The sequence below is a fragment of the Sphaerisporangium album genome (genome assembly GCF_003323745.1).
GTDB classification, from domain to species: Bacteria; Actinomycetota; Actinomycetes; order Streptosporangiales; family Streptosporangiaceae; genus Sphaerisporangium; species Sphaerisporangium album.
In genome coordinates this window covers 451141-475433 of the sequence record NZ_QOIL01000001.1, presented here as the reverse complement: position 1 = coordinate 475433, position 24293 = coordinate 451141, and the positions used below count along the sequence as shown (strand labels likewise).

17 protein-coding genes are annotated in these 24293 nt (G+C 71.9%); 12 read left to right on the top strand and 5 right to left on the bottom strand.

Translation table 11 applies throughout. The features are described 5' to 3' along the window. Window positions 1-6 precede the first annotated feature (6 nt). The 9 genes from DQ384_RS02100 (at window position 7) to DQ384_RS02055 (ending at window position 12064) form a co-directional block, all read left to right on the top strand. On the top strand, window positions 7-1299 hold the full coding sequence (locus DQ384_RS02100; RefSeq protein ID WP_114026910.1) for a glycosyltransferase: 1293 nt from the start codon (window positions 7-9) through the stop codon (window positions 1297-1299). Next, entirely contained in the window at window positions 1299-2606 is a 1308-nt protein-coding gene (locus DQ384_RS02095; protein WP_147268604.1) for a glycosyltransferase family 4 protein, read from the top strand. Before DQ384_RS02100 ends, DQ384_RS02095 begins: the two co-directional genes overlap by 1 nt. After that, window positions 2603-3529, top strand: coding sequence for a thiamine pyrophosphate-dependent dehydrogenase E1 component subunit alpha (locus DQ384_RS02090; protein ID WP_114026908.1), 927 nt, complete (start codon window positions 2603-2605; stop codon window positions 3527-3529). The genes DQ384_RS02095 and DQ384_RS02090 overlap by 4 nt, the downstream gene beginning before the upstream one ends. After that, a complete protein-coding gene (locus DQ384_RS02085) occupies window positions 3526-4539 on the top strand; it encodes an alpha-ketoacid dehydrogenase subunit beta (RefSeq protein WP_114026907.1) in 1014 nt (337 codons plus the stop codon). Before DQ384_RS02090 ends, DQ384_RS02085 begins: the two co-directional genes overlap by 4 nt. Next, window positions 4536-6062: a 2-oxo acid dehydrogenase subunit E2 gene (locus DQ384_RS02080; RefSeq protein WP_114026906.1), complete on the top strand. Its 1527-nt coding sequence runs from the start codon at window positions 4536-4538 to the stop codon at window positions 6060-6062. Before DQ384_RS02085 ends, DQ384_RS02080 begins: the two co-directional genes overlap by 4 nt. Then, window positions 6059-8038: a condensation domain-containing protein gene (locus tag DQ384_RS02075; RefSeq protein WP_114026905.1), complete on the top strand. Its 1980-nt coding sequence runs from the start codon at window positions 6059-6061 to the stop codon at window positions 8036-8038. The genes DQ384_RS02080 and DQ384_RS02075 overlap by 4 nt, the downstream gene beginning before the upstream one ends. A gap of 313 nt (window positions 8039-8351) precedes the next feature. Further along, the gene (locus DQ384_RS02065) at window positions 8352-9548 is read left to right on the top strand and encodes a cytochrome P450 (protein ID WP_245966187.1); all 1197 of its coding nucleotides are present in this window, start codon (window positions 8352-8354) and stop codon (window positions 9546-9548) included. Between the two features lie 487 nt (window positions 9549-10035). Further along, window positions 10036-10935 carry an aldose 1-epimerase family protein gene (locus tag DQ384_RS02060; RefSeq protein WP_245966186.1) on the top strand — a complete coding sequence of 300 codons (900 nt, stop codon included), beginning with the start codon at window positions 10036-10038 and terminating at the stop codon, window positions 10933-10935. Window positions 10936-11065: 130 nt separating this feature from the next. Continuing rightward, on the top strand, window positions 11066-12064 hold the full coding sequence (locus DQ384_RS02055) for a phosphotransferase family protein (RefSeq protein WP_114026903.1): 999 nt from the start codon (window positions 11066-11068) through the stop codon (window positions 12062-12064). Between the two features lie 144 nt (window positions 12065-12208). On the opposite strand, the gene DQ384_RS02050 is transcribed toward DQ384_RS02055, so the two are convergent. After that, window positions 12209-12751 (bottom strand): hypothetical protein, encoded by a 543-nt coding sequence (locus DQ384_RS02050; protein ID WP_147268603.1) that lies wholly within the window; start codon window positions 12749-12751, stop codon window positions 12209-12211. A 192-nt stretch (window positions 12752-12943) separates the two neighbouring features. Here DQ384_RS02050 and DQ384_RS02045 point away from each other — a divergent pair, with 192 nt between their 5' ends. Next, window positions 12944-14194: an FAD-dependent oxidoreductase gene (locus DQ384_RS02045; RefSeq protein ID WP_425451411.1), complete on the top strand. Its 1251-nt coding sequence runs from the start codon at window positions 12944-12946 to the stop codon at window positions 14192-14194. A 62-nt stretch (window positions 14195-14256) separates the two neighbouring features. Next, window positions 14257-15597 carry a class II 3-deoxy-7-phosphoheptulonate synthase gene (locus tag DQ384_RS02040; protein ID WP_114026900.1) on the top strand — a complete coding sequence of 447 codons (1341 nt, stop codon included), beginning with the start codon at window positions 14257-14259 and terminating at the stop codon, window positions 15595-15597. 280 nt (window positions 15598-15877) lie between these two features. Here the strand turns inward: DQ384_RS02040 and DQ384_RS02035 are convergent, their stop codons facing one another. The 3 genes from DQ384_RS02035 to DQ384_RS02025 all read right to left on the bottom strand — a co-directional run bounded on the left by DQ384_RS02035 (window position 15878) and on the right by DQ384_RS02025 (window position 18382). Then, window positions 15878-16276, bottom strand: a complete 399-nt coding sequence (locus DQ384_RS02035; protein ID WP_114026899.1) for a thioredoxin family protein — start codon at window positions 16274-16276, stop codon at window positions 15878-15880. A gap of 244 nt (window positions 16277-16520) precedes the next feature. Then, window positions 16521-17324: an SAM-dependent methyltransferase gene (locus DQ384_RS02030; protein ID WP_114027048.1), complete on the bottom strand. Its 804-nt coding sequence runs from the start codon at window positions 17322-17324 to the stop codon at window positions 16521-16523. A gap of 638 nt (window positions 17325-17962) precedes the next feature. Further along, entirely contained in the window at window positions 17963-18382 is a 420-nt protein-coding gene (locus DQ384_RS02025; protein WP_114026898.1) for a hypothetical protein, read from the bottom strand. Window positions 18383-19418: 1036 nt separating this feature from the next. Here DQ384_RS02025 and DQ384_RS02020 point away from each other — a divergent pair. Then, window positions 19419-21581, top strand: coding sequence for a vWA domain-containing protein (locus DQ384_RS02020; protein ID WP_114026897.1), 2163 nt, complete (start codon window positions 19419-19421; stop codon window positions 21579-21581). Between the two features lie 266 nt (window positions 21582-21847). Here DQ384_RS02020 and DQ384_RS02015 read toward each other — a convergent pair whose 3' ends face one another. Next, entirely contained in the window at window positions 21848-24277 is a 2430-nt protein-coding gene (locus DQ384_RS02015; RefSeq protein WP_114026896.1) for an ExeM/NucH family extracellular endonuclease, read from the bottom strand. Window positions 24278-24293 lie beyond the last annotated feature (16 nt).

The window sequence follows — 24293 nt, the reverse complement described above, 5'->3', positions numbered from 1 at the left end:
CGCCGCATGGCCACCGCCCCGGCTTCCACGATGCTGCTGGTGACCCACGGCACCGACGGCGACGTGCTGCCGTTCGTCCGGCTCGGACAAGAGCTGCGCGCCGGCGGCCACCCGGTGACGCTCCTCACGCACGCCCACTACCGCGAGCGGGCCGCGCGCGCCGGTCTGGACTTCGTCGCCATCGACTCCCAGGCGCAGTTCGAGCGGACGCTGAGCGACACCCCCGACCTGCTGGACGGCCTCGGCTGGCCGGAGTTCTACGAGCGCAACGGCCTGTACGAGCAGATGGTCCTGGAGTTCCGTGCCCTGGCCGAGCGGCACCGGCCGGGCGAGACGGTGCTCGTCGGGCGGCACACCTCGGCGCTGTCGGTGCTCTTCGCCGCCGAGGCGCTCGGCGCCCCCGCGGCGTGGGTCGCCGTGGCGCCGATCCAGGTCATGGCGACCCGGGCCGCGATGCACGCCTACCGGCACCTGCTCGCGGACGGCCTGACCCGCGTGCGGGCGGAGGTCGGCCTCGGCCCGGTCTCCGGCTGGGACGACCGGTCCGCCGCGCCCCGGCTCGAACTCGGCCTGTGGCCCGGGTGGTTCGACCGGGCGGGCGCGCGTTCCCCCGCGCACGTGCGGCTCACCGGCTTCCCCCTCCCCGACGACGAGGACCAGGCGCTCCCCCCGGAGGCGGCCGCCGTCCTGGACGGCCCGGTGCGGCCGGTGCTGGTCACGGGCGGGACCGGGCGGATGCTGCACCGCGAGTTCTACGACGCCGCCGTCGAGGGCGCCCGGCTGTCGGGGCGTCCCGTGCTGCTCGTCGTCCGCCACCACGACCTGGTACCCGACCCGCTGCCCCCGGGCGTGAGCTGGCACCCCCGCCTTTCCTTCCGTGCCGTCATGCCCCGGGTCGCGGCCATCGTGCACCACGGCGGCATCGGCACGCTGAGCCGCGCGCTGCTGGCCGGAACGCCGCAGGTCATCCTCGCCCACGGGGTCGACCGGCCGGACAACGCCGAACGTCTCGAACGCCACGGGCTGGCGTCCTGGCTGCCCGCGCGGCGCTGGACGCCCGAGGAGGTCCGCGCGCTGCTCGCCAGGGCGCTCGAACGGGGCACGGTCCTCCCGCCGCAGGACAGGACCCCGGCCGGCGGGCTCGGCGCGGCGGCCTCGCTGATCGCCGCGCTGCCGGACGAGCCCGCCGCCGAGTCCCCGGCCGACGGGATACGCCGCCGGCTCGACCACCTGTCCGCCGAACAGCGGCGGATGATCGCCGACCGGCTGCGCGGGCGGCTCGCGCGGCAGGGGCCGTGATGCGGATCCTGCTCGCCCAGAACATGTTCCACCTGCCGTCCCACGGCGGGGCCAACAAGTCCAACCGCATCCTGATGGAGCAGCTCGCCGCCCGGGGTCACGACTGCCACGTCGTCGCCCCGCTCTCCGGCGCGCTGCGCCGCACGTCGCCGGAGCGGCACCTGTCCTACCTGAGGGATCTCGGCGCGGAGGTCCGCTCGGCGACCGGCGACACGGTGGTCTACGAGTACCGGGGCGTGGTGGCGCACGCCGTCGTCGAGCCCTCGCGGCTGGCGAGGACGGTCGGCGAGGTGGCCGCGGCCCTCGGCCCCACCTGGACGCTCGTGCCGTCCGACGACCCGGGCCTGATCATGCTCGGGGCGGCCTCGCGGGCGACGCCCGGCCGGGTGGTCTACCTGGCGCACACCTTGCAGCAGCTTCCGTTCGGCCCCGGGGCCTTCTACCCGAGCGCCGCCGGGACCCGCCTGGTCGGGGCCGCGGCGGGGGTCGTCTCGGTCAGCCGCGCGGCCCAGGAGCACCTGCGCAGGTGGGGGCCGGTGGAGTCGGAGGTGATCCACCCTCAGGTCTACGGCGAGGGCCCGTTCACGCCCTCAGGCGGGGGCGCGGTCACCATGGTCAACCCGTGCGCGTACAAGGGCCTGCCCGTCTTCCTGGCGCTGGCCGACGCCCGTCCCGGCGTCCCGTTCCTCGCCGTGCCCACCTGGGGCGCCACCGAGGACGACCTGGCCGCGCTGCGCGCCCGGCCCAACGTCACGCTGGTCGAGCCCTCCGACGACATCGGCACGATCCTCGCCAGGACGGGCGTGCTCGTCATGCCGTCCCTGTGGGACGAGACGTTCGGGTACACGTGCGTGGAGGCGATGCTGCGCGGCATCCCCGTGCTGGCCTCGGACGTCGGCGGGCTGTCGGAGGCCAAGCTCGGGGTGCCGTACCTGCTGCCGGTGCGGCGCATCACGGCGTACGAGGCCGGGGCGCACGCGCGCCCGGTGCCGGTCGTCCCCCAGCAGGACGCAGGGCCGTGGCTGGCGGCGCTCGACCGCCTGCTCGCCGACCCCGCCCATCGTCACGAGCTCGGCGAACGGTCGCGGGACGCCGCCGCGTCCTTCGTCGCCTCGCTGGACGAGCGGGCGTTCGAGCGCTACCTGAGCGGCCTGGCGCCCGCCGGGCCGCCCCCCGTCACCGCCCGGCCCCAGGCCAAGGCGCTCACCCCCGAGCGGCGGGCGGCGGTGGCCGCCCTGCTCGCGGCCCGCGCCGCCGCCCGGCCGACGTCCGGAACCGTCCCCGACCAAGGAGCCCCCTCACCGTGATCGACACCGCGCGGGCACACCGGCCGCCTGTGGCCAAGATCGGCGACGAGGACCTCGAACGGCTGCTGCTCATCCGCCACTTCGAGCTGACGCTGCTGAAGCTGTTCGAGCAGGGCGCCCTCAACGGGACCACGCACACCTGCCTCGGCCAGGAGCACATCCCCGTGGCGCTGAGCGCGCTGCTGCGCGAGGAGGACTTCGTCTTCAGCAACCACCGGGGCCACGGGCACTTCCTGGCCCGGTACGCGGACCCGCACGGGCTGCTCGCGGAGATCATGGGCCGCGAGGGGGCGCTGTGCGGCGGCGTCGGCGGCAGCCAGCACATCTACCACGAGCGGTTCCTGTCCACCGGCGTGCAGGGAGAGAGCCTTCCCGTCGCGGTGGGGGTCGCCCTGCGGCTGAAACGGACCACTCCCGGCGCCCTGGCCTGCGCCTACATCGGAGACGGCACCTTCGGCGAGGGCGCCGTGTACGAGGCGCTGAACATGGCGCAGCTCTGGCGGGCGCCGCTGCTCGTCGTCGTGGAGAACAACGGCATCGCCCAGTCCACCCCGACATCGGCGCAGATGTCCGGCACGATCGCCGCGCGCGCGGAGGCGTTCGGCGTACGGCACCACCGGATCGCCACCGTCGACCTCGCGCACATCCGCGACGAGATGGGCCCGCTGGTCGCCGCCGTCCGGCAGACCTCCGCGCCGCTGGTCGCCGAGTTCGTCACCCGCAGGATCGGCCCGCACAGCAAGGGGGACGACGCCCGCCCCGAGCAGGAGCGACTCCAGGCCGAGCTCAACGGCTGGCACCGCGCGTACGGCGAGGCGTTCCCCGAGCGGTTCGCCCGGATCGACGCCCGCCAGCGCGAGCTGGTCGCGCGGGTCGCCGCCGAGGTCGCGGCCCGTCCCGCCGTCACCCGGGGGCGCGCGTGAGCCGGGCGGAGCGGATCTCCGACAACCTCAACCGGGCGCTGCACCAGGTGATGGAGGACGACCCGAGCGTCCACGTGCTCGGCGAGGACATCGTCGACCCGTACGGCGGGGCCTTCAAGATCACCAAGGGCCTCTCGACGCGGTACGGCTCGCGCGTGAGGTCCACGCCGCTGAGCGAGGGCGGCATCGTCGGCGTCGGCGCGGGCCTCGCCCTGGCCGGCGACAAGGCGATCGTCGAGATCATGTTCGGCGACTTCGCGGGGCTGGCGTTCGACCAGCTCCTCAACTTCGCGAGCAAGTCCACCATGATGTACGGCAGGCGCGTCGAGATCCCCCTGGTGGTGCGCTGCCCCACGGGCGGCGGCCGGGGGTACGGCCCGACGCACAGCCAGAGCCTGCAGAAGCACTTCATCGGCATCCCCGGGCTGTCGGTGTTCGAGATGAGCCCGTTCCACGACGCCCGCGAGCTGCTCCCCCACCTGCTGTCCCTCGGCGAGCCGTGCCTGCTGTTCGAGGACAAGGTCCTCTACACGCGGCGGACGTACCGCGGCGGAGAGGTGGACGACCTGTTCGTCTTCGACCTCGTCGGCCCGCCGCCGTACACCGCCCGCGTCCGGCTGGACGACGGGAGCCCGCCGGACTGCACCCTGATCGCGCCGGGCGGGGTGGCGCACCGCGCGCTGTCCGCGATGCGCGCCCTGCTGCTGGAGGACGAGATCACCTGCCAGCTTCTCGTGCCCGCCCGGCTGTACCCGTTCGACCCGGGGCCGCTGCTCCCGCTGCTCGGCGGGACGCGGCACGTCTGCGTCGCCGAGGAGAGCACCGCCGGGGGCACCTGGGGAGGCGAGGTGGCCCACCACCTGCACCGCCACCTATGGGACTCCCTTCCCCGGCCGGTGAGCGTGGTCTGCTCCGCGCCGGACGTGGTGCCGACGGCGCTCCACCTCGAACGCGACGTCCTGGTCCAGGACACCGCCATCCGCCAGGCCGTCCTGGAGGCCCTCGCATGATCGACGTACACGTCCCCAAGCTCAACAACAACGACGCCCGGTACGTGCTGGTGGAGTGGGTCGCCGAGGACGGCGCGCACGTGCGCGCCGGCGATCCGCTGGCCGTGCTGGAGACCTCCAAGGCCACCGAGGAGCTCGTCTCCGAGGGCGAGGGCCTGCTCAGCCACCAGCTCCTCGTGGGCGGCGAGTGCGAGCCCGGCCAGGTGATCGCCCGGCTGTTCGGCACCGAGCGGGAACGGAACCTGTTCGCCGGCGGCGGGCACGAGCCGTCCGGCCCGGGAGAGCCCGGCCCCGCGCGTGCCGGGGAGCCCGGCGGGGCCGGGACGGGCGCCTCCCCGCACGACGCGCGCCCCGGGTCCGGCGGGCACGACGAGCCGGTGATCACCGGACCCGCACGGGCGCTGATGGAACGGCTGGGCATCGGCCCCGAGCGGGTGCGCGGCCTCGGCAAGAAGATCATCCGGCAGTCCGACGTCGAGGCGCTCGCCGGCGCCCCGGCCCCCGCGGCGGAGTCCGACGCGTACCGGTCGTCCGAGTGGTCCGACGCGTACCGGCCGTCAGAGCCCTCCAAGGGGTACGGCTCGTCGGAGCCGTACGAGGCCGGCGAGGCGGGGGAGATCATCACGCTGTCCCGCGCGCAGCAGCGCGCCGCCGCCGTGGTCGAGCTGTCGCACCGGACCATCCCCCCCGCGTTCACCGTCATGAAGGTCGACGTCGGCGCGGCGCTGGCGGCCGGACGCGCGCTGACCAAGAGGCTGCGCACGCTCGTCGGCCTGCCCGAGCTGCTCGTCAAGGCGGTCGGGTCGGTCCACGCGCGCTTCCCCCTGTTCTTCGCCGCTCCCCTCGACGGCCGGGCCGTACGCGGGTCGCTGGCGCCGCACGTCGGGGTGACGTTCGACGTGGGCAGGGGCCTGGTCATCCCCGTCGTGAGGGACGCCGCGACGCGCTCGCTGGGGGACGTCTCCCGCGCGCTCATGGGCTTCCGGCTGAGCGCGATGCGCGGCGGCCTGCGCGAGCAGGATCTGCTCGGGGCGAACATCGTCGTGACCCTGCACAACGAGCCCGGCGTCGTGCTGGCGATCCCGATCGTCTTCCCCGGGCACGCCTGCGCGCTGTCGCTGGCCGCGCCGCAACGGGAGGTCGTGCCGGACGACGCGGGCGGCTTCACGGTCAAGGACGTGGTGTACCTGGGCGTGGCCTTCGACCACCGGGTCGTCAACGGCCGCGACGCCGTGATGTTCCTCGACGCCCTGCGCGCGGCCCTGGCCTCCCCCGAGACCCTGGCCACGCAAGAAACGGACATGTCCCCCAACGCCATCGCCCCGGAGGCGGCCCCCGATTCCCCCGAGGCCCTGTCCCCGCAGGAAGCCCTGCCCTCTCCCGGGATCCCCGCACCGCCTCAGGTCGCCGCCGTGTCGCAGGCCGTCGCCTCCCCCGGGGTGCCCGTCGACGCCGACGTCGCCGTCTCTCACGAGGCGTCCGCCTCCCGGGCGGCGCACGCCGAGGACGGCGGGACGGTGTGAGCGACGAGCCGCGCGGCGCCGCGAGCCTCCCGTCCCACCGCCAGGAGCTGGTCGCCCGGCTGCTCGCGGCCCGCAGGCGAGCGGGCGGCGACGCCATCCCCGCCGTCTCTCGCGAGGCGGGCCTGCTCGAATGCTCGCCCGAGCAGCGGCGGCTCTGGCTGGCCGCCCAGACCGACCGCCAGGTCGCCGCGCCGAACGTCACCCTCGGGCTCGGCCTGTCCGGGCCGCTCGACGTCGGCGCCCTGGCCAAGGCCCTGACCGGCCTGGCCGAGCGGCACGAGACGCTGCGCACGGTGTTCGTGAACTCCGGCGGCGAGCCCCGTCAGATGATCCTGGGCTCGCCGGACGCGCCGCTCACGCTGGTCGACCTCACCGGCGACCCGCGCGCCGAGCAGACGGCGCTGCGGCTCGCGACGGCCGCCGCGGGCGAGCGGTTCGACCTCGCGTCCGGCCCGATGCTGCGCCTGACCGTCTACCGGACGGCTCCTGACGAGCATCGGCTGCTGCTCGTGGTCAACCACCTCGTGTGCGACGGCGGTTCCCTCGGCGTCGTGGCCCGAGACCTCGCCGCCCTCTACAGCGGCCGGGAGCTGCCCCCGCCGCCGGCCGTGACGTACGCCGACTACGCGGCGTGGGCGCGGACGCGGGCCCGTGCCCACGCGGGCGAGCGGCTGGGCCACTGGCGTGAGCGCCTCGCCGACGCACCGCCCCTGCTCGGCGGCGAGGCGGGCCGCGCCTCCCGGGAGGCCGGGGCCGCCCCGGGCCCGCTCCGTGACGCGCCGTCCCGGGACTCGGGCGGCCGGATGAGTTCCACCTCGGCCTTCCCGGTCGAGGCGGGCACGATGGACGCGCTGCGCGGCGGGCCGGCGACACCGTTCGTGGCCGTGCTGGCGGCCTTCTCGGTCCTGCTGCACCGCGCCACGGGCGCGTCCGGCGTGACCGTCGGCACGGTGACCGGTACGCGGGCGCGCCGGGAGCTGGAGCCCCTGGTGGGGTGCTTCATCAACATGGTCCCGATCCCTCTGTGTCTCGACGGGACCGAGGGCTTCCGCGCGATCGTGGCGCGGACGCGGGCGGAGGTCGGGGCGGCGCTCGCGCACGAGGTCCCGTTCGACACGCTGACGTCCGCCGTCGGCGGGAGGCGGCGGCCGGGCGTGCATCCGATCTTCCAGGTGGCGCTCATCCAGCAGGACGCGCCCGAGCCGCCGGGCGGATGGGACGGGCTGCGCGCCTTCGCCTGGAGCCCCGAGGTCGACGAGACGGCCTACGACCTCACCTTGACCATGACCCCGACGGACACGGGTCACCGGCTGGCCCTCACCCACCGGCGCGACCGGGTGCCCGAGGAGGGGGCGGGCGCGCTCGCCACCGGTTTCGCGGAGCTGCTCGGCGGGCTCGCGGCCGCGCCCGACGCGCCCGTCGGCGGCCTGGCGCTGCCCTCCCTGGACGCGCTCGCGCGCCCACGGCCCGCGTCCGAGTCCCCGTCCCCGTCGCGCCGGCCCCACGCGGACGCCTCGCCGTCCGCCCGCCCGGTGGACGAGCTGCTCGGCGCGGGCCCCACTGCGGCGCCCGTCACGGGTTCCGTGGCCGCGCCCGTCGCGGGATCCACGGCCGCGCCCGTCGCGGGATCCACGGCCGCGTCCGTCGCGGGATCCACGGCCGCGTCCGTTACCGGATCCATGGCCGCGACCGTCACGGGACCCGCCGCCGCGCCGGGCGCCGGTCCCGTGGACGAGAAGGTCGCGGCGGAGGTCAGGCGCATCTGGTCCGAGGTGCTGGGCGTGCCCGAGATCGACGGCGACGCGGACCTGTTCGACCTCGGCGGCGACTCGCTGGCGATCACGCGCATCGCGGCCCGCGTCCAGGAGAGCCTCGGCGTCGAGGTCCCGGCGTGGATGTTCTTCGAGGCGCCGACGATCGGCGGATTCGTCGAGGCCCTGACGACGTTCGGGAAAACCCCTCCGGGCCGGGCCTGACGCCACGGACCGTCGGCCCGCACACCTGCGGCTCGCAGCCCGCAACAGGCGGTTCGCGGCTCGGGACGCGCGGCTCGCGGCTCATGGCTCATGGCTCATAGCCGCCGGCCGGCATCTCATGGCGGATGCGTCGTGACGGTGGCTCGTGGTCGGTGGCTCGCGGTCGGCGTGGCGCGGAAGTGACGGCCGGACGTCCGGCATTCGCGCGCGCCATGGCCGTGAAGTGCGCAAACTTTGCGAGTTCCGATAACTCCTTTCATTCAGCGATATTTCCTGGCTTGTACGGTCTTACCAGGAATGGAAGGAGCACCTCGTGACTCATGCCATGTCGAGCCCCGTCACCCTTCCCCTCACCCGTACGAACCCGTTCGACCCGCCCGGCGACCTGCGCCGGTGGCGCGAGGAAGGACCGATCCGCCCGATGCTCTACGCCGACGGGCACGTCGGCTGGCTGGTGACCGGATACTCCACCGCGCGGGCCGTGCTGGCCGACCCGCGCTTCACCACCGACCCCGCGCAGCTGCACCCGCCGATCGGCCAGCGCGCGACCCAGCGGCTCCTGGAGGACCTCCCGGGGTTCTTCCTGCAGGAGGACCCGCCCGAGCACACCCGCCTCCGGCGCCGGCTCACGGGCCACTTCACCGTCCACCGCATGCAGGCGCTGGAGCCCAGGATCGAGGCGATCACCTCCGGCCATCTGGACGCCATGGAGCGCACCGGCCCGCCCGCCGATCTCGTGCGGGAGTTCGCGCTGCCGATCCCCTCCCTGGTCATCTGCGAGCTCCTCGGCGTGCCGTACGCCGACCACGAGATGTTCCAGCGGCGCTCGGCGGTGATGCTGAACCTCGACTCCACGCCCGAGCAGGTGCGTGAGGCGCTGGACGACCTGATGGACTACCTGCGCGGGCTCGTGACGCGCAGGCGCGCCGACCCGGGCGACGGCCTGATCAGCGAGCTGGCCGCCGATCGGGGGCTCACGATCGACGAGGTCTCCGGCGTGGCCACGCTGCTGCTCGTGGCCGGGCACGAGACGACGGCGAACATGCTCGCGCTCGGCACCTTCACGCTGCTGCGCAACCCCGCCCAGCTCGCCGCGTTGCGCGAGGACCCGTCCCTGGCGGCGACCGCGGTGGAGGAGCTGCTGCGCTACCTGACGATCGTCCACCTGGGCCCGGTGCGCGCGGCCCGCGAGGACGTCGAGATCGAGGGCCACCGCATCAGGGCGGGCGACTCGGTGACGCTGTCGCTGCCCGCCGCCAACCGCGACCCGGCCCGGTTCGAGGAGCCCGACACGCTGGACATCACCCGGCACGCCGCCGGGCACCTGTCGTTCGGGCACGGCATCCACCAGTGCCTGGGCCAGCAGCTCGCCCGCATGGAGATGCGCGTCGCCTATCCGGCGCTGCTGCGGCGGTTCCCCGGCCTGCGCCTCGCCGCGCCGGACGAGCGGGTGCCGACGCGGACGCACATGGCGATCTACGGGGTGCACACGCTGCCCGTCGCCTGGTAGCCCCGGGCGCGGTGGCCGGGTGGCCACCGCGCCCGAACCCCCTGCGCGGGCCCCAGTCTATGGGAGCGCTCCCATTACATGGTGTGATTTCGCGCCCGACTTGACGACATCTGACAAGGATGCCCCCCGCCTGCGGAGGCTCCAAAACCCCTAGCGCGGCGTCCGAAACCCGCCGTCTCAGTCAGAATAGGATGAATCGATGGTCGGATGACCGGTTTGTCGCGACAGGTGGGAGACTCGTCCACCTGCGATTTCCCCCCCAGGGGCCTCGGACTCCGCAGACAGGGGCACACCCCCAGACAGGACCGGAATCGGTTGACCGTCTCCTGGATACCGTTTAGCTTGTGGCGTTATGGGAGCGCTCCCAATCACTCCGCTCACAGCATGGCAAAATTTTGATCACCGCCCGGCAACGGGGATGATGGGACCTACCCGCCTCGGTTTCGCCCGCTTCAGGGCCTTCGCCCGTCGACGAGAGGATTTCCCCGTGCCTCAGTACGTTCTTCAGGGTGGTGGATACCACGCCGAGATAACCCGCATGGGCGCTGCCCTGCGGGTGCTCAGGTACGGCGGCCGCGATCTCGTGGCGAGCTGGCCGATAGAAGGGCCGGTCCCCTTCTACAGCGGCACCCTGCTCGCGCCGTGGCCCAACCGCCTCGGTCACGGCCGCTACACCTTCGCCGGCGAGCGCCTCGAGGTGCCCGTCAACGAGCCCGAGCGGGGCCACGCGCTGCACGGCCTGGTCTCCTTCGCCGACTGGGAGCCCGCCGGGCCGCCGCACACCGAGGACGGCCACGCGTCGCTGCGGCTGACGCACACCATCGAGTCCTCCCCCGGCTATCCCTTCCTCCTGGCGTTGCAGGTGACCCACACCCTCGGCCACGACGGCCTGACGACGACGCTCACCGCCGAGAACGTCGGCGACCGCCCCGCCCCGTACGGCTGCGGCCCGCATCCCTGGCTGGTCGCCGGCGAGGGCCCCGAGACGGGCTGGGAGCTCGGCGTGCCCGCCGGGCACGTGCTGCTCACCGACGAGACCATGCTTCCCACCACGCTGGAGCGGGTCGAGGGCACGCCGCTCGACTTCCGCGTCCCCCGCCCGATCGGCGCCACCGTCGCCGATCACGCCTTCACCGGGCTGGACGCCGGCCCCGACGGCGTCACCCGGGTCCGGCTGCGCGGCGCGGACGGCGCCGGCGTGCAGATCGCCTGGGAGGCGGCGGCCATGCCATGGGTGCAGGTCTGCACCGGCACCGGGTTCGGCTACCAGGGCATCGCCGTCGAGCCGATGACCTGCCCGCCCGACGCCTTCAACTCGGGCACCGACCTGATCGTGCTCGATCCCGGGACCAAGCACGAAGCCGGTTGGACGATCTCCGCCCTCTGACTCGCCCTTCCCGGCTTCCACCGGCCGGGAATCGGCCGGCCGCCGGCCGTTCCGCCATGCCCGCGCGGGCCGTGGACCGGACGTCGCGGCCCTCCCCTCATCCTCCCGACGACCCTAAGTGAAGTGACCGATGGAGAGCAGGACCAAGCGCAGGCTGTCACCCGACGAACTCGACGCCCTCACCGCCAGGGCGCTGGGGACGGGGGTGCGGTCGGCCGAGGAGCTCCTGGACGGGTTCGCCAACGCCGTGTGGCGCCTCACCCTCGCGGACGGCCGCCAGGTGGTCCTGAAGGTCGGCCCGCCACCCGGGCTGGAGATGCTGCGCTACGAACGCGACCTGCTGCGCACCGAGGCGCTGGTGTACCACCTGGCCACGCCCACGGGCCTTCCGCTGCCCCGCCTGCTGCACTCGGGGTTCGACGACCCCGAGCTGGGCGGCGACTATCTGATCATGTCGGCGCTGGACGGGGTGCCGTGGAACCAGGCGACCTCGCTGGGCGACGCCGACCAGCGGGCCCTGCGCCAGGAGCTCGGACGCCACCTCGCCACGCTGCACACGATCCCCGGCGACGGCGTCTACGGCTATCCGTACGCCGGGCTGACCGGCGCCACCTGGCGTGACGCGTTCCTGATCATGCACGGCGCCCTGCTGGACGACGCCGTGCGGTACGGAACCCCGCTGCCCCGCACGCTGGTGGAGATCGCGGGCGCGGTCTACTCGAACGCCCACGCGCTGGACGAGGTCACGGCGCCCGCGCTGGTGCACTTCGACATGTGGCCCGGCAACGTGTTCCTGACGCCGCCCGCGGACGGGCCGCCGCGCATCCAGGCGCTCATCGACCACGAGAGGGCGTTCTGGGGCGACCCGCTGGCCGACTTCGTCACCCCGACGATCTTCGGCGAGCTGGCCGACGACGATCCGCTGCTGGCCGGTTACCGGGAGGCGGGCGGGAAGCTCCGGCTCACCCCGGCGGCGCGGACGCGCGAAGCGCTGTACCGCGTGTACCTGTACCTCATCCTGCTGGTCGAGGACGGCCCCCGGCAGTACCCCGAGGAGTCCTACGCGCGCATCCGCGACCTGGCCACCACGGGGCTGACCAGGAGCCTGGACTTCCTCAGGCAGCGCTGATACCCGTGCCCCGGGCGGCGCGGGCGCAGGTGCCGCCCGCAGCGGTGGCCCAGCGGCCGTGACAGGCGGCGGCGCGCCGGCAGGGCCGCCCAGGGACCTGGTCCCCGGACGGCCGGCCGGTTGGTGCTCGTCTCCACGACGACCTCAGCGGGCGTCACGCGGGCGATCGCCCGCGACGAGCCGGTCGGTCGGGTAGGGCTCGGACGCGTCTGTCGCGGCGCGCGCCGGCCGGGTGCTCGCGCCGACGCGGTCGGCTGCGCCGATCTCGTCGCGGTCGTCCACGCCGTCGTGGTCGCGGTCGACGTGCGCGTGCCGCCCGGCAGGGCTGGACTCGGGCGCGGGCGCCTGAGCCGGGACGGTGACGGGGGCGACGGGCGCCGGCGTGGCCGACTCCGCCTCCAGCTTCTGCTCGAGCCGCCGCTTCTCCTCCTCCAGGCGGGAGACCCGGGCGCTCTCGGCGCGGGCCTCGCGCAGCCGCCGGCGCCGGACGCCGGAGCGGCGCATGCCGCCGGTGAGGACCATCAGGCCGATGAGGAAGACTGCCGCGGCCGCCGCGCCGGCCAGGAAGAGCTCCAGCTTGCTCAGTTCGAGCGTCCGGTCGAACACGGTGACCGACATCGCGACACCGCCGGTCCCGTCGGTCGCCACCGCCACCAAGGCCGCGCCGGCGAGCACGATCAACAACATGCCCAGCACAATCATGTGACCTCAACTCCACGTCGCTCGGTGCCGGCCCCTGTGGGGGGCCGCCCTCCGACTGCCCCGCGAACGGCCCCTTATTCCTGCCACCCCATACCGCCGCGGCATTCCCGTGGCCCCTGCCGGACGGCCGGCCCCGCTTCACCGCGGCAGGGCCGTGTGGCATAATTTCAACGGGTGATGAAAATGTCGACGACATGTGCGATCGCCGGAGGCGGCCCCGCCGGGGCCGTGCTGGCGCTACTGCTCGCCCGCGCCGGAGTCGAGGTCACGCTGCTGGAGAAGCACGCCGACTTCCTGCGCGACTTCCGCGGGGACACGATCCACCCCTCCACCATGGAGGTCCTCGACGAGCTCGGGCTGTCGGAGCGGTTCCACGCGATGGTCCCCCGCAGGATGTCCGGCCTGGAGATGTGGCTGGACGACCGCGTGATCGAGCTGGTCTCCCTCAAGGGGCTCGACTCCCGCTATCCGTACATCGCCTTCGTGCCGCAGTGGGACTTCCTCACCATGATCACCGAGGCGGCCCGCCGCTACCCCACGTTCCGGCTGATCATGGAGGCCGAGGTGGTGGGGCTGATCCGCGAGGGCGGCTCCGTCCGGGGGCTGCGCTACCGCGACCGCGACGGCGAGCACGAGCTGCGCGCCGCCCTGACCGTCGGCGCCGACGGGCGGCACTCCGACGTGCGCAGGGCCGCCGGGCTCGTCCCGGTCGAGCACGGCGCCCCCATGGACGTGGTGTGGTTCCGGCTGCCCCGCGAGGAGACCGACCCGGTCACGACGTTCGGCCGCATCTCCTCGGGCCGCATGATGGTGGCGATCAACCGCTCGGCGTACTGGCAGCTCGCCTATCTCATCCCCAAGGGCGGCTTCGATCGCCTGCGGGCCCAGGGCATCGGGGCGCTGCGCTCCTCGATCGGCGAGCTGCTGCCCTTCCTCGCGGGCCGCACCGGCGAGCTGGCCTCGTTCGACCAGGTCAGCGAGCTGCGGGTCGCGATCAACCGCCTACGCCGGTGGCACCGCCCCGGGCTGCTCCTAATCGGCGACGCCGCCCACGCGATGTCGCCGGTGTTCGGCGTCGGCATCAACCTCGCCGTCCAGGACGCCGTGGCCGCCGCCAACCTGCTCGCCGGTCCCCTGCGCGCCGGGCACGTACCGGAGTCGCTGCTGCGCAGGCTCCAGCGCCGCCGCACGCCGCCGACGGCGATCACGCAGTTCGCCCAGCGGATCGTGCAGAACCGGCTGATCCGGCCGGCACTGAAGGGCGTGCCCAGACCGGTGACGCTCCCCCGCGACCTCCCGAGCGTGCCGATTGTGGGGCCTCTCATGCGCCGGTTCATCGGCCTCGGCGTCCTGCCCGAGCACGTGCGAACCCCAGACGCACCCCCTAATGCCGGGGCCCGCCCGGCGCCCGCCAGGCCGGGCGCTTGAGACTTTCTCACCCTGTGGACACCTCCTCGGTTCAACCCCGCACGGTGCAATAGCCTTCTAGGGTGAACGCCGATCCGATCAACCTCGACAGCTGGCGGGACCTCCCCGCCGCTCAGCAGCCCGACTGGCCCGACCCCTCCGCGCTGGAGGCCGTCGTCGCCGAGCTGCAGGGCTTGCCGCCTCTGGTGTTCGCCGGAGAGTGCGACGAGCTCAAGGACCGCCTGGCCGCCGTCGCGCGGGGTGAGGCATTCGTCCTGCAGGGCGGTGACTGCGCCGAGACCTTCGCCGGCGCCACCGCCGACAACGTCCGCAACAAGCTGAAGACGTTGTTGCAGATGGCGATCGTGCTCACCTACGCGGGCCGGGTACCCGTCGTCAAGATCGGCCGCGTGGCCGGGCAGTTCGCCAAGCCGCGCTCCAAGCCGACCGAGACGCGCGGCGGGGTGGAGCTCCCCGCCTACCGCGGCGACATGGTCAACGGCTTCGACTTCACCCCCGAGTCCCGCAGGCCCGATCCCGGCCGGCTGCTGCGCGCGTACCACTCCTCGGCGGTGACGCTCAACCTCGCCCGCGCCTTCACCAAGGGCGGGTACGCCGACCTGCGCCAGGTGCACGCCTGGAACCAGGACTTCGTCGCCGAGTCCCCCGCGGGCCGCCGCTACGAGCAGCTCGCGCGCGAGATCGACCAGGCCCTGGCGTTCATGCACGCCTGCCGCGCCGATCCCGAGGAGTTCCACACGGTCGAGTTCTACTCGTCCCACGAGGCGCTGATCCTGGACTACGACCGCGCCCTGACCCGCGTCGACTCGCGCACCGGCCTGCCGTACGACGTGTCGGCGCACATGGTCTGGATCGGCGAGCGCACGCGCCAGCTCGACGGCGCCCACGTCGAGTTCTTCAGCCGTATCCGCAACCCGATCGGCGTCAAGCTGGGCCCGTCCACGACCCCCGAGGACGCGCTGGCGCTCATCGAGCGGCTCAACCCGGCCAACGAGCCCGGCCGGCTCACCTTCATCGCGCGCATGGGCGCCTCCCGGGTGCGCGACGCGCTGCCGCCGCTGGTCGAGAAGGTCCAGGCCAACGGCGCCCAGATCGCGTGGATCTGCGACCCGATGCACGGCAACACCTTCGAGGCTCCGAGCGGCCACAAGACCCGCAGGCTCGACGACGTGCTGGACGAGGTGGCGGGGTTCTTCGAGGTGCACCACGCGCTCGGCACCCACCCGGGCGGCATCCACATCGAGTTCACCGGCGACGACGTCACCGAGTGCGTCGGCGGGGGGCACCCCATCGTCGAGGAGGACCTCGCGCTGCGGTACGAGACGGCGTGCGACCCGCGCCTCAACCGCGGCCAGTCGCTCGACCTCGCCTTCCGCGTGGCCGAGCTCTACCGCTCAAGCTGACACGCCCGGCCCTGCCGACCACACGGCCCTGCCGACCGCACAGCGCAGCCGACCGCACAGCGCAGCCGGACGCACGGCCCGGAAACCGGTTGGCGGGCCCTGCGGGTGAGCCCGGTCACCGGGCTCGTGACGCGCAAGAGCCGGCTCCCGCTCGCCACGGGGCCGGCTCTCCTTCTTCTCACCTGATGACCCGGCTGTCCGGGTCATCATCCGGTGGCCCGGACGCCCGGGCCCTCAGGTCCTCGCCGGGACTCCCCGGACGGCCCGGGGTCCCTCGGGGTCACGGACGACGGCCGTCTTCGGGGCCATCGGCCCGCCCGGAGTCGATGTCGTTGGCGATCTCCTTGCGGATGGCCTCCATGTCGAGCCCGCGCACCTGGCTGATCAGGTCTTCCAGGGCGGGCGCCGGCAACGCGCCCGGCTGGGCGAAGACCACGATGCCGTCGCGGATCGCCATCACGGTCGGGATCGAGCTGATCTCGAAACCCTCCGCGAGGCCGCGCTCGACGTCGGTGTCAATCTTGCCGAAGGTGATGTCCTCGTGCTTCTGGGATGCCTTTTCGAAGATCGGCCCGAAGGTCCGGCAGGGCCCGCACCAGGCGGCCCAGAAGTCGAGGAGGACGATCCCCTCGTCGGCGATCTCGTTGAAGTTGGCCTCGGTCACCGCGATGGTCGCCACAGATGCTTCCTCGTCTCGTCTCTCGTCGTGTCGATCGGCATAACCACCTACCCAGTCCGCTCATTCCTCACGCTCCGCCGCTACGGGTGCGCCCGGCGGTCCCTGGGGTGCGTTAAGGGGCCCGCGAGAAGAGGGCTTACCGGACGACGACCGCCGCCGGGCCCTGGACGCCGGCCGCGCCCGCCGAGAGGCCGGGGGCGGCGCTTCGGAGCGGGCTCGGTGACCGGACCGTGCCCGCCGGAGGTCAGCGGAGGATGCCGACGCCGCTGAAGCCGTCGACGCCGGGGAGCTTCGGGAGGGTGGGCTCGTCCGGCCCGGGGCGCCAGTCGTCCGTGGAGACCAGGCCGGGCTCGACGAGTTCGAAGTCGTCGAAGAAACGGCGGATCTGCGCGCGCGACCGCGGGGTCGCCGAGCCGGCGGAGGTGCGGGCGTAGAGCTCGCGGCCCTCCCGGACCTGGTCCTCGTCGAGGTCGCCGAAGGAAAGGTGGCTGATCGCCATCGCGCTGCCGGGGGCCAGCCGGTCGCGCAGCGTCCTGACGATCCGCTCGGCGACGTCGTCCTCGGGAACGAAGTGGAGCACGGCGAGCAGCAGCAGGCCGACCGGCCGGTCGAAGTCGATGTGCCCGGTGACCCGCGGGTCGCCGAGGATCGCCCCGGGGTCTCGCAGATCGCCGTCGAGCACGATGGTCTGCTTGTTGTCCGCCAGCAGGGCCCGTCCGTGGGTGAGCACGATGGGGTCGTTGTCGATGTAGACGACCCGGGATTCCGGGGCCAGGCTCAGCGCCACCTGGTGGACGTTCTCCTGGGTGGGCAGGCCCGCGCCGATGTCGAGGAACTGGCGGACCCCGGTCTCGGCCATGAAGCGGACGGCGCGGCGCAGGAAGCGCCGGTTGGCCCGGACGCCCTCCCGGGCGTTGGGCGTCAGCTCGAAGATCTTTTCGGCGGCCGCGCGGTCGGCGGCGAAGTTGTCCTTGCCGCCGAGAAGGTAGTCGTAGATCCGTGCAACGCTCGGAACCGTAGGGTCGATGCCCAGCGGCGCCTGCTCCATGTCCATCCCCGCTCGCGGTCAGGTGGTGCCCGTTTGTTGATCTTAACCTATCAGCCGTTACCGGCATAAATACCGCACATCGCCCCGCTGTCGCCCCCAAAAGAGAACCTGACGAGAAGGTGCGAGCGGGCAGCGCTCAGCGGGCGGCCGGGGTACGCCCCCAGGCGAGATCGCCCAGGTCCTCAGAGCACGCCGTGGTCGCCGTCGGCGACGCACGGCCGGCTGGAAACCAACAGGCCTTCCGCCCTCTCCGGTACTCGATCAAGAGCCGTCCGGATCGCTATGAAAGGGAGCTCCGGGGTGCGGGGGCCGCGCCGCCCGCATGTTGCTGCCGGTGACGTCGCCCGCCTCGTCGACGGCGATCTTCATGCCATTCCTCTCCGTATTGACAGGGATCGGCGACACCATAAGCGGCGAGGAACGGCCGGCCGCATTTCCATCGAACTCATGGCATTCTCGAAAAGAGCCACGACGCCGGGGAACCCGGCACGCCGACGCCTCGAAAGCGCGGAGACGCTCTCCGTGACAACGGCTTTCGAAAATGCCGGTCGAAATGATGGACGCCGCGCGGCCGGGGACGGCGAAGGCCCCGCCGGTCGACCGGCGGGGCCTTCGGGGGCCGACGTGCAAGAGAACCCTCAGTTGAACGGGTTGTCGTAGACAGCGGAATTGGTGTGGTACGTGCTGGAGGGGGGGTTGTAACGCACCCCGTCCACAGTGAGCGTCACGTTGCCGACGGTGCCGCCGGGCGTCACCTCGGCGGTGACGAGGGAGGCCGTGTACAGGCACTGGGGGATCGTCACCGGGGTGCCACTGGTGGACAACGTGGTTCGCGGGCCGCCGTTGACGGAGGCGTACAGATTGGGCCGGGTGTAGCTGGCCTGCCAGCACACCGCGATCGAGTAGCGGTACTTGGCGTTGCCGTCGTCGAACGCGATCGTCCCGTACGCCCCGGACAGCTTGACGCCTTGCCCCCAGACCTCGATGCTCACCGTCTTGTCGGACCCGTACGTGGCGTGCGCCGGGGCGCCCGGCACCACGAGCGCGGCGACCGCCATCACAGCGATCGTGAGGACCCGCGATAAACGTGCCACCAATTTCTCACCCTCTCTTCGACGGATGTCGCTTTGAGGCGATTATTTTGGCGGGCTTTCGAGCTGTCCAGTGGCCGGATATGGACAAAAGTGTAACTGTCATGAATTCAGGATGTTCAGGCAGAAACAGGTTTCGCCATCAACTCGGTGACGTCGTTCAGCTCTGCCGTGTGGTCTTCACCTGGAAGGTGTACCGAGGAACCGCTCACCCTCCCTCGCCGAGCGGTCCCCCGGGCGGCCAGGTCCCGGCAGACGGGGTTGGGGAAGTCACCCGCTTGCCGGGAGGTCTCTAAGAGCCTGCTGATAAAGGGTTTGGTCGCTGGAGCCGGGGCCGGGGATGCTCTGGTTGAGGTCGTCTTTGAGTGATCACCCACGGACGGGAGCGGGCTCCTGGTAGCTGAGGTGTTGTCTACGCAACTCGTCAGCCAGGAGCCCGTGGTGCCTGTTCACACGCCCGCGGCTTTGGAGGCCAGCGGTTGTGCCCGGTGCCGGTGCCATGGCCGGAAGCCGTCGTATTCGTCGGATCTGACCGATGCCGAATGGGCGTGGGAGGCCGTCGGTCGACTCTGCGGCGATGCTCATAACCGCAATTCAGACGGTCCGGAGGACTGGAAATGGCCACCCTTTTTGAAGCGGCAAACCGCGGATCACTCATTTCATCGGGCATACCTAAAGATCTCGGCAAGGATCGCTTGTCGCGGGCGCCTCTCATCGGCAAGGAGTGGCCGACTGCGGCCAGTCGGGAACTTGCAGTAAGTGTCCTATTTACATCTATTCGCCGACCAGTCACCATGTGACCGTGGCCACACCCCGCCTCGTTGGTCAGCGGCTGTCGCTGAAAAGGTCATCGAGGTTGTCAAGCAATGCGATTTGGTATCCACTCGCGCCAACACGTGAGGAGAGGGCGTCCTGGGTGGCGCAATCGTAGAAATTCTGCACGGCCAGCGATCTCGAATTCGTTGTGGCATAACGCCACACCAGAAGGAATGACACCGTGAGAATGACGCGAAGATTACGAGCCGCCGTGTGCGTGGTGGTGGCCGGTGCAATGCTGGTGGCCGGGGTAGGGACGGCTTCCGCCGCGCCCGGGGTCACCCCGGCGGACGTGACGCTGAACCTGGCCCCGGGCGGATCGACGACGATCGCCAAGACCGTGTCCACTCCGGCGATCCCGCCCAAGCCGGATATCACCTTCCTGATCGACACAACAGGGAGCATGGGCGGGGTCATCTCGAACGTGCGGACCAATGCGAACACCATCTTGTCCAACATCGCTTCGGCGCAGCCGGACGCGCAGTTCGCGGTTGCCGAGTACAGGGACGTGTCTGCGGACGCGACGTCGTTCCGGGTGGCGCAGAACCTCACCGCCAACCAGACCGACGTCACCAACGGTCTCAACTCGCTGGTCGCGACGGGCGGCGGCGACATCCCCGAGGACGGCATCAACGGTCTGTTCCAGGTCGCGTCCGGGGCGGTCAACTTTCGGCCGAACAGCTCTCGGATCGTGTTGCTGATCGGGGACGCCGTCAGCCATGACCCCAGCAACGGCCATACGCTGGCCGATGCGATCAGCGCCCTGCGGGCAGCCGACATCACCGTGCTCGCGTTCGACCTGGGCGGGCTGGACGTGACCGGGCAAGCGACCGCGATCACCAACGCCACGGGTGGACGGCTGTTCTCCGGCGTCAACCCCTCGGAGGTCAGCGACACCATCCTGGCGGCTCTGCACAACCTGCCGGTCACGGTCACCCCCCAGCTGCGCGACTGCGACCCGAACCTGTCGGTGTCCTTGACCCCGGGCAGCCGGACGGTGACCAGCGGCGATGCTGCCACCTTCACTGAGACCGTCTCCGTCGGTGCCGGGGCCGTACCGGCGAGCACCATTACCTGCAAGGTGGACTTCCTGCTCAACGGCGTCCTGTCACCAGGCTTCACTGAAACGATCACCGAACACGTCCCGAAGGCGACCCCATCGATCGCCACGACGCCATCGGGCACGGTGCCCGCGGGCGGGAACGTCTCTGATACAGCGACCCTGTCCGGCGGGTACCACCCGACGGGCACCGTCACGTTCCAGCTGTTCGGGCCCGGTGACACCGGCTGTGCGAACCCCATCGCGACTCGTACCGGGACGGTGTCGGGCAGCGGCACCGCCGCGTCCGGGAATATCGCCGCGGGCGGGGTGGGTACCTACCGGTGGGTGGCCTCCTACAGCGGCGATGACCGCAACAACCCGGTCACCTCCGCGTGCGGCGATGAAGAGGTCGTGGTCATCAAGGCCACCCCGGGCATCGCCACCACCCCATCGGGGTCCGAGCCGGCCGGCGGCGAAGTGTCCGACACCGCCACCATCTCCGGCGGGTTCCACCCCACCGGTACCGTCACATTCAAGCTGTACGGCCCCGGCGACACCACCTGCGCGACGCCGATCGCCACCCGCACCGACACGCTGTCCGGCAGCGGCACCGCCGCATCCGGCAACGTGACCATCGGCGCGGCCGGCACCTACCGGTGGGCCGCCACCTACAGCGGCGACGCCAACAACAACTCCGTCACCTCACCGTGCAGCGCCGAACAAGTCACCGTCACGCCGCAGCGGCTGACCGGACGGGCCTACGGCCTGACCGCCGACGCCCGCCTGGCCGGCATCCAACTGGTCAACATCGCACCCACCCCCGACACCGGCCACATCTCCACCACCTCGACCACTACCACCTCGGTGCCCTGCACCGCCACCCTCAGCGGACTGATCAGCGCGCACGCCCTGTGCGCCCAGGTCGCCACCACCGAATTCCCCGGCAAATCCGTGGCCACCGCCTCCATCGACGACACCACCATCGGGATCACCGGCATCCCGGTGATCAGCGTCAAGACCATCAACTCCAGCTCCACCACCACCTGCGCTGGATCCACCGGAACCACCACGATCGCCTTCCTCAAGGTCGGCAACACGGTGGTCATCGCAGAACCCACCAATATCCAACCCAACACCACGGTCAACGTCGGCGTCGTCAAGCTCGTCCTCAACGAGCAGACCCCATTCACCACCCCCGACAATGGCCTGACCGTCAACGCCGTTCATATCACCGTCGACGCCCTCGGCCTGGCCAAGACCAACGTCGTCCTGGCCTCCTCGGAAAGCGATATCGGCAACTGCCCATAGCCCGACCCAACTGAACCAATCAACCCCAAGGTCGGGCGGAACACCGTAGCTCCGCCCGGCCTCGGCCGGGCTTCAGGCGCCCCCCGGGGTCGCTTTGCTCCGCATAGCGGTCTCGCCACTGCCGGTCCCGCCGGCCGGGCCGAAGACCGTGTCCAGGACACTGCGTGGGCGCAGAGAGCCCGTAACGCAACGAGCCTCTGCGGGCCGGTCAGCCCGCAGAGGCTCGCATCAAGATCTCAGCGTCCATGAACAGGACGGCTTAGGTCCTACAGGCTGAGCCCGAACAGCAGCGGGTCGTGGTCGGAGGAGCGGAAGGCCTCGGGCGAGTAGAGGCCGGGCGGGTTGAACTCGGTGTTGTAGTCCATGAACCGGCCCTCGTCGGCGTTGATGTGCCAGATCGTGGCGCCGGTGACCATCTTGGCGAGCTGCCTGCCGACCATCACGTGGTCGAGCTCACCCGAAAGGCCGCTGAAGACGTAGCTGTAGCGGTCGTTCTTGGGGATGAACTTCTTGCTGACGCTGACCAGCTTGCCGGCCTCCAGAGTGTGGATCGGGTCCTCCTCGCCGTAGGCGTTGAGGTCTCCGAGCACGACCGGGTTGGGCAGGTTGTAGGTGTCGATGAGGCCGAGCGTGGCCTCCGCCTGGCGCACGCGCTCGGCGTTGAAGCAGCTCTGGCCGTCGCCCTGGTCCGCGTCCGGCCCGGTGGCGCCGTCACAGCCCTTGGACTTGTAGTGGTTGACGATCATCGTGAAGGACGTGGGGTCGTTGCCCTTGGCCCGCTTGAACTGCTGGATCAGCGGCGGACGGCGGAACACCGGGTCGTTGGAGGAGGCCGGGAAGCCCACCGGCTTGACGACCGCGGGCTTGTAGATCAGCGCGACCTGGATCTCGTCGGTGCCCGTGTAGGGGGCGATGATGCCCTTGTAGGTGCCGGCGCCGACCTCGGCGTTGAGGGCGTCGATCAGCGTGTTCAGCGCGGTGTAGCCGTTGTTCTCGACCTCCATGAGGCCGGCGACGTCCGGGTTCAGGCCCCTGAGCGTGGAGACCAGCTTGGCGAGCTGGCGGTCGCGCTCCTCGGTGGTGTTCGCGCCGCGCTTGTTCAGCGTGGTGAACCAGTTGAGGGTGTTCAGGCTCGCCACCTTGACGTTGCCCGTGATCTTCTCGGGCTTGGCCGGGCGGGGGTTGTCCGCCTGGAAGGCGACCGGCTGGGTCGGCTCGACGCGGTAGACGTTGAAGCCGTAGGTCAGGATGCCGGTGAGCGCCGTGGTCGTGTCACCCACGCGGACGGTGTTGGAGCCCGCGGTGTGGTACGGCAGCGCCGGCGGGTTCTGCACGTTGGAGCCGTCGTCCAGCAGGATCGAGCGGCGGGTGTTCAGGGCCGCGTCGACGCCGGGACGGTCGGTCGCCTGGAACAGGCGCCCCTCGGAGGACAGCGTGATCTCGCCGAAGCGGCCGAGGTTGTAGACCTCGGAGACGGTGAGCTTCTCGGGGATCGTGACGAGCACGCCCTCCAGCGGCTCGTAGGTGGCGCCCTCGGCGATCGGGAGCTTCACCTTCGCGGGCTTGATCGTGCCGGTGCCGCAGACGTCCACGGCCGAGACCGTGGTCAGCTCGGTGAGGCCGTTGAACTCGGCGACGGTGCCGCTGACCAGGACGCGGTCGCCGACCTTGGCCGGCTTGGTGGTGAGCACGAACACCGCGTCCGAGGTCGCGGGGTCGGCGTCGGGGGTCGGGTCTTGGATGTAGAGGCCGCCGAGCCTGCCGGTGCCCTGGAAACCGCCGGTGACGATGCCCTCGACGCGCACGGCGGTGCCCGTGATCGGGCTGGCGGCGCCGCTCCCCTGGACCTCGGCGATCTGGTGGGTCGCCGGGAGCTCGCACGGGTCACCCGTGGGAGTCGGCGTCGGGGTCGGGGTCGGCGTGGGCGTCGGGGTCGGGGTCGGGGTCGGGGTGACGGTGGGCGTCACGGTCGGGGTCGGCGTCGGGGACACCGTGGGGGTGGGGCTGTCGGAAGGCGTCGGCGTGGGGTCCCCGCCGCAGGGGGCCGGCGTGGTCGCCGAGTTGCGGGGCGCGGGCGCGCCGGTGGTGAAGTCGGCGGAGTTCACGTCGGTGTCGGCGCAGCCGTGGTCGCCGCGCAGGCCCGCGGTGGCGTTGGTCAGCGCCGGGGCGGGCGTGCCCTCGGAGAAGTTGGCGGTGCCGTATCCGACAAGGTCGGCGATGAGCGCGAGCTGGTCGGCGGTGCAGACCGCCGAGCCGCCGTTGCAGGCCAGGCCGTCGGGCGAGCGGACCAGCGCGACCTTGCCGGCCGTGCCGCTCAGGTTGAGGGTGCCCGTGGTGTCGGGCGTGGGCAGGGGGCCGGACGGCGTCGTGCCGGCGGCGAGCTGCACCAGGTGGTACTGGCCGGGCGCCAGCGAGCCCGCGAGGTTGAGCTTGTTGGACGCGAAGTTGCCGGTCCCGGTGGCACTGGCGTATTGCAGCGACCAGCCGTCGAGGGAGACGGCCGAGCCACTGCGGTTGAACAGTTCCACGAAGTCGTTGGTGAGCGGGGCGCCGGAGTTGCCGCCCCCTCCGTAGACCTGGCTGATCACAACGGTCCCCGGCTCCGCGGAGGCCGGGGACGAGGCGAGGGTGGCGACACCGGCGATGGCCACGCCGGCGGCGGCTAGGGCGGCGATCGCCCGGGATAGAGCACGCATAGTCCCGGAGCGTAAA

Bases quoted from the DNA above. Each gene is read 5' to 3' on its own strand.
- DQ384_RS02025 (WP_114026898.1), bottom strand. From the start codon at position 18,382: ATGGCGGTCGCCGCGCTCGTGGTGCCGGGCGCCCCGGCGCACGCCACG.
- DQ384_RS02080 (WP_114026906.1), top strand. From the start codon at position 4,536: ATGATCGACGTACACGTCCCCAAGCTCAACAACAACGACGCCCGGTAC.
- DQ384_RS02100 (WP_114026910.1), top strand. From the start codon at position 7: ATGGCCACCGCCCCGGCTTCCACGATGCTGCTGGTGACCCACGGCACC.
- DQ384_RS02045 (WP_425451411.1), top strand. From the start codon at position 12,944: ATGAAAATGTCGACGACATGTGCGATCGCCGGAGGCGGCCCCGCCGGG.
- DQ384_RS02030 (WP_114027048.1), bottom strand. From the start codon at position 17,324: ATGGAGCAGGCGCCGCTGGGCATCGACCCTACGGTTCCGAGCGTTGCA.
- DQ384_RS02015 (WP_114026896.1), bottom strand. From the start codon at position 24,277: ATGCGTGCTCTATCCCGGGCGATCGCCGCCCTAGCCGCCGCCGGCGTG.
- DQ384_RS02050 (WP_147268603.1), bottom strand. From the start codon at position 12,751: ATGTTGTTGATCGTGCTCGCCGGCGCGGCCTTGGTGGCGGTGGCGACC.
- DQ384_RS02095 (WP_147268604.1), top strand. From the start codon at position 1,299: ATGCGGATCCTGCTCGCCCAGAACATGTTCCACCTGCCGTCCCACGGC.
- DQ384_RS02020 (WP_114026897.1), top strand. From the start codon at position 19,419: ATGACGCGAAGATTACGAGCCGCCGTGTGCGTGGTGGTGGCCGGTGCA.
- DQ384_RS02055 (WP_114026903.1), top strand. From the start codon at position 11,066: ATGGAGAGCAGGACCAAGCGCAGGCTGTCACCCGACGAACTCGACGCC.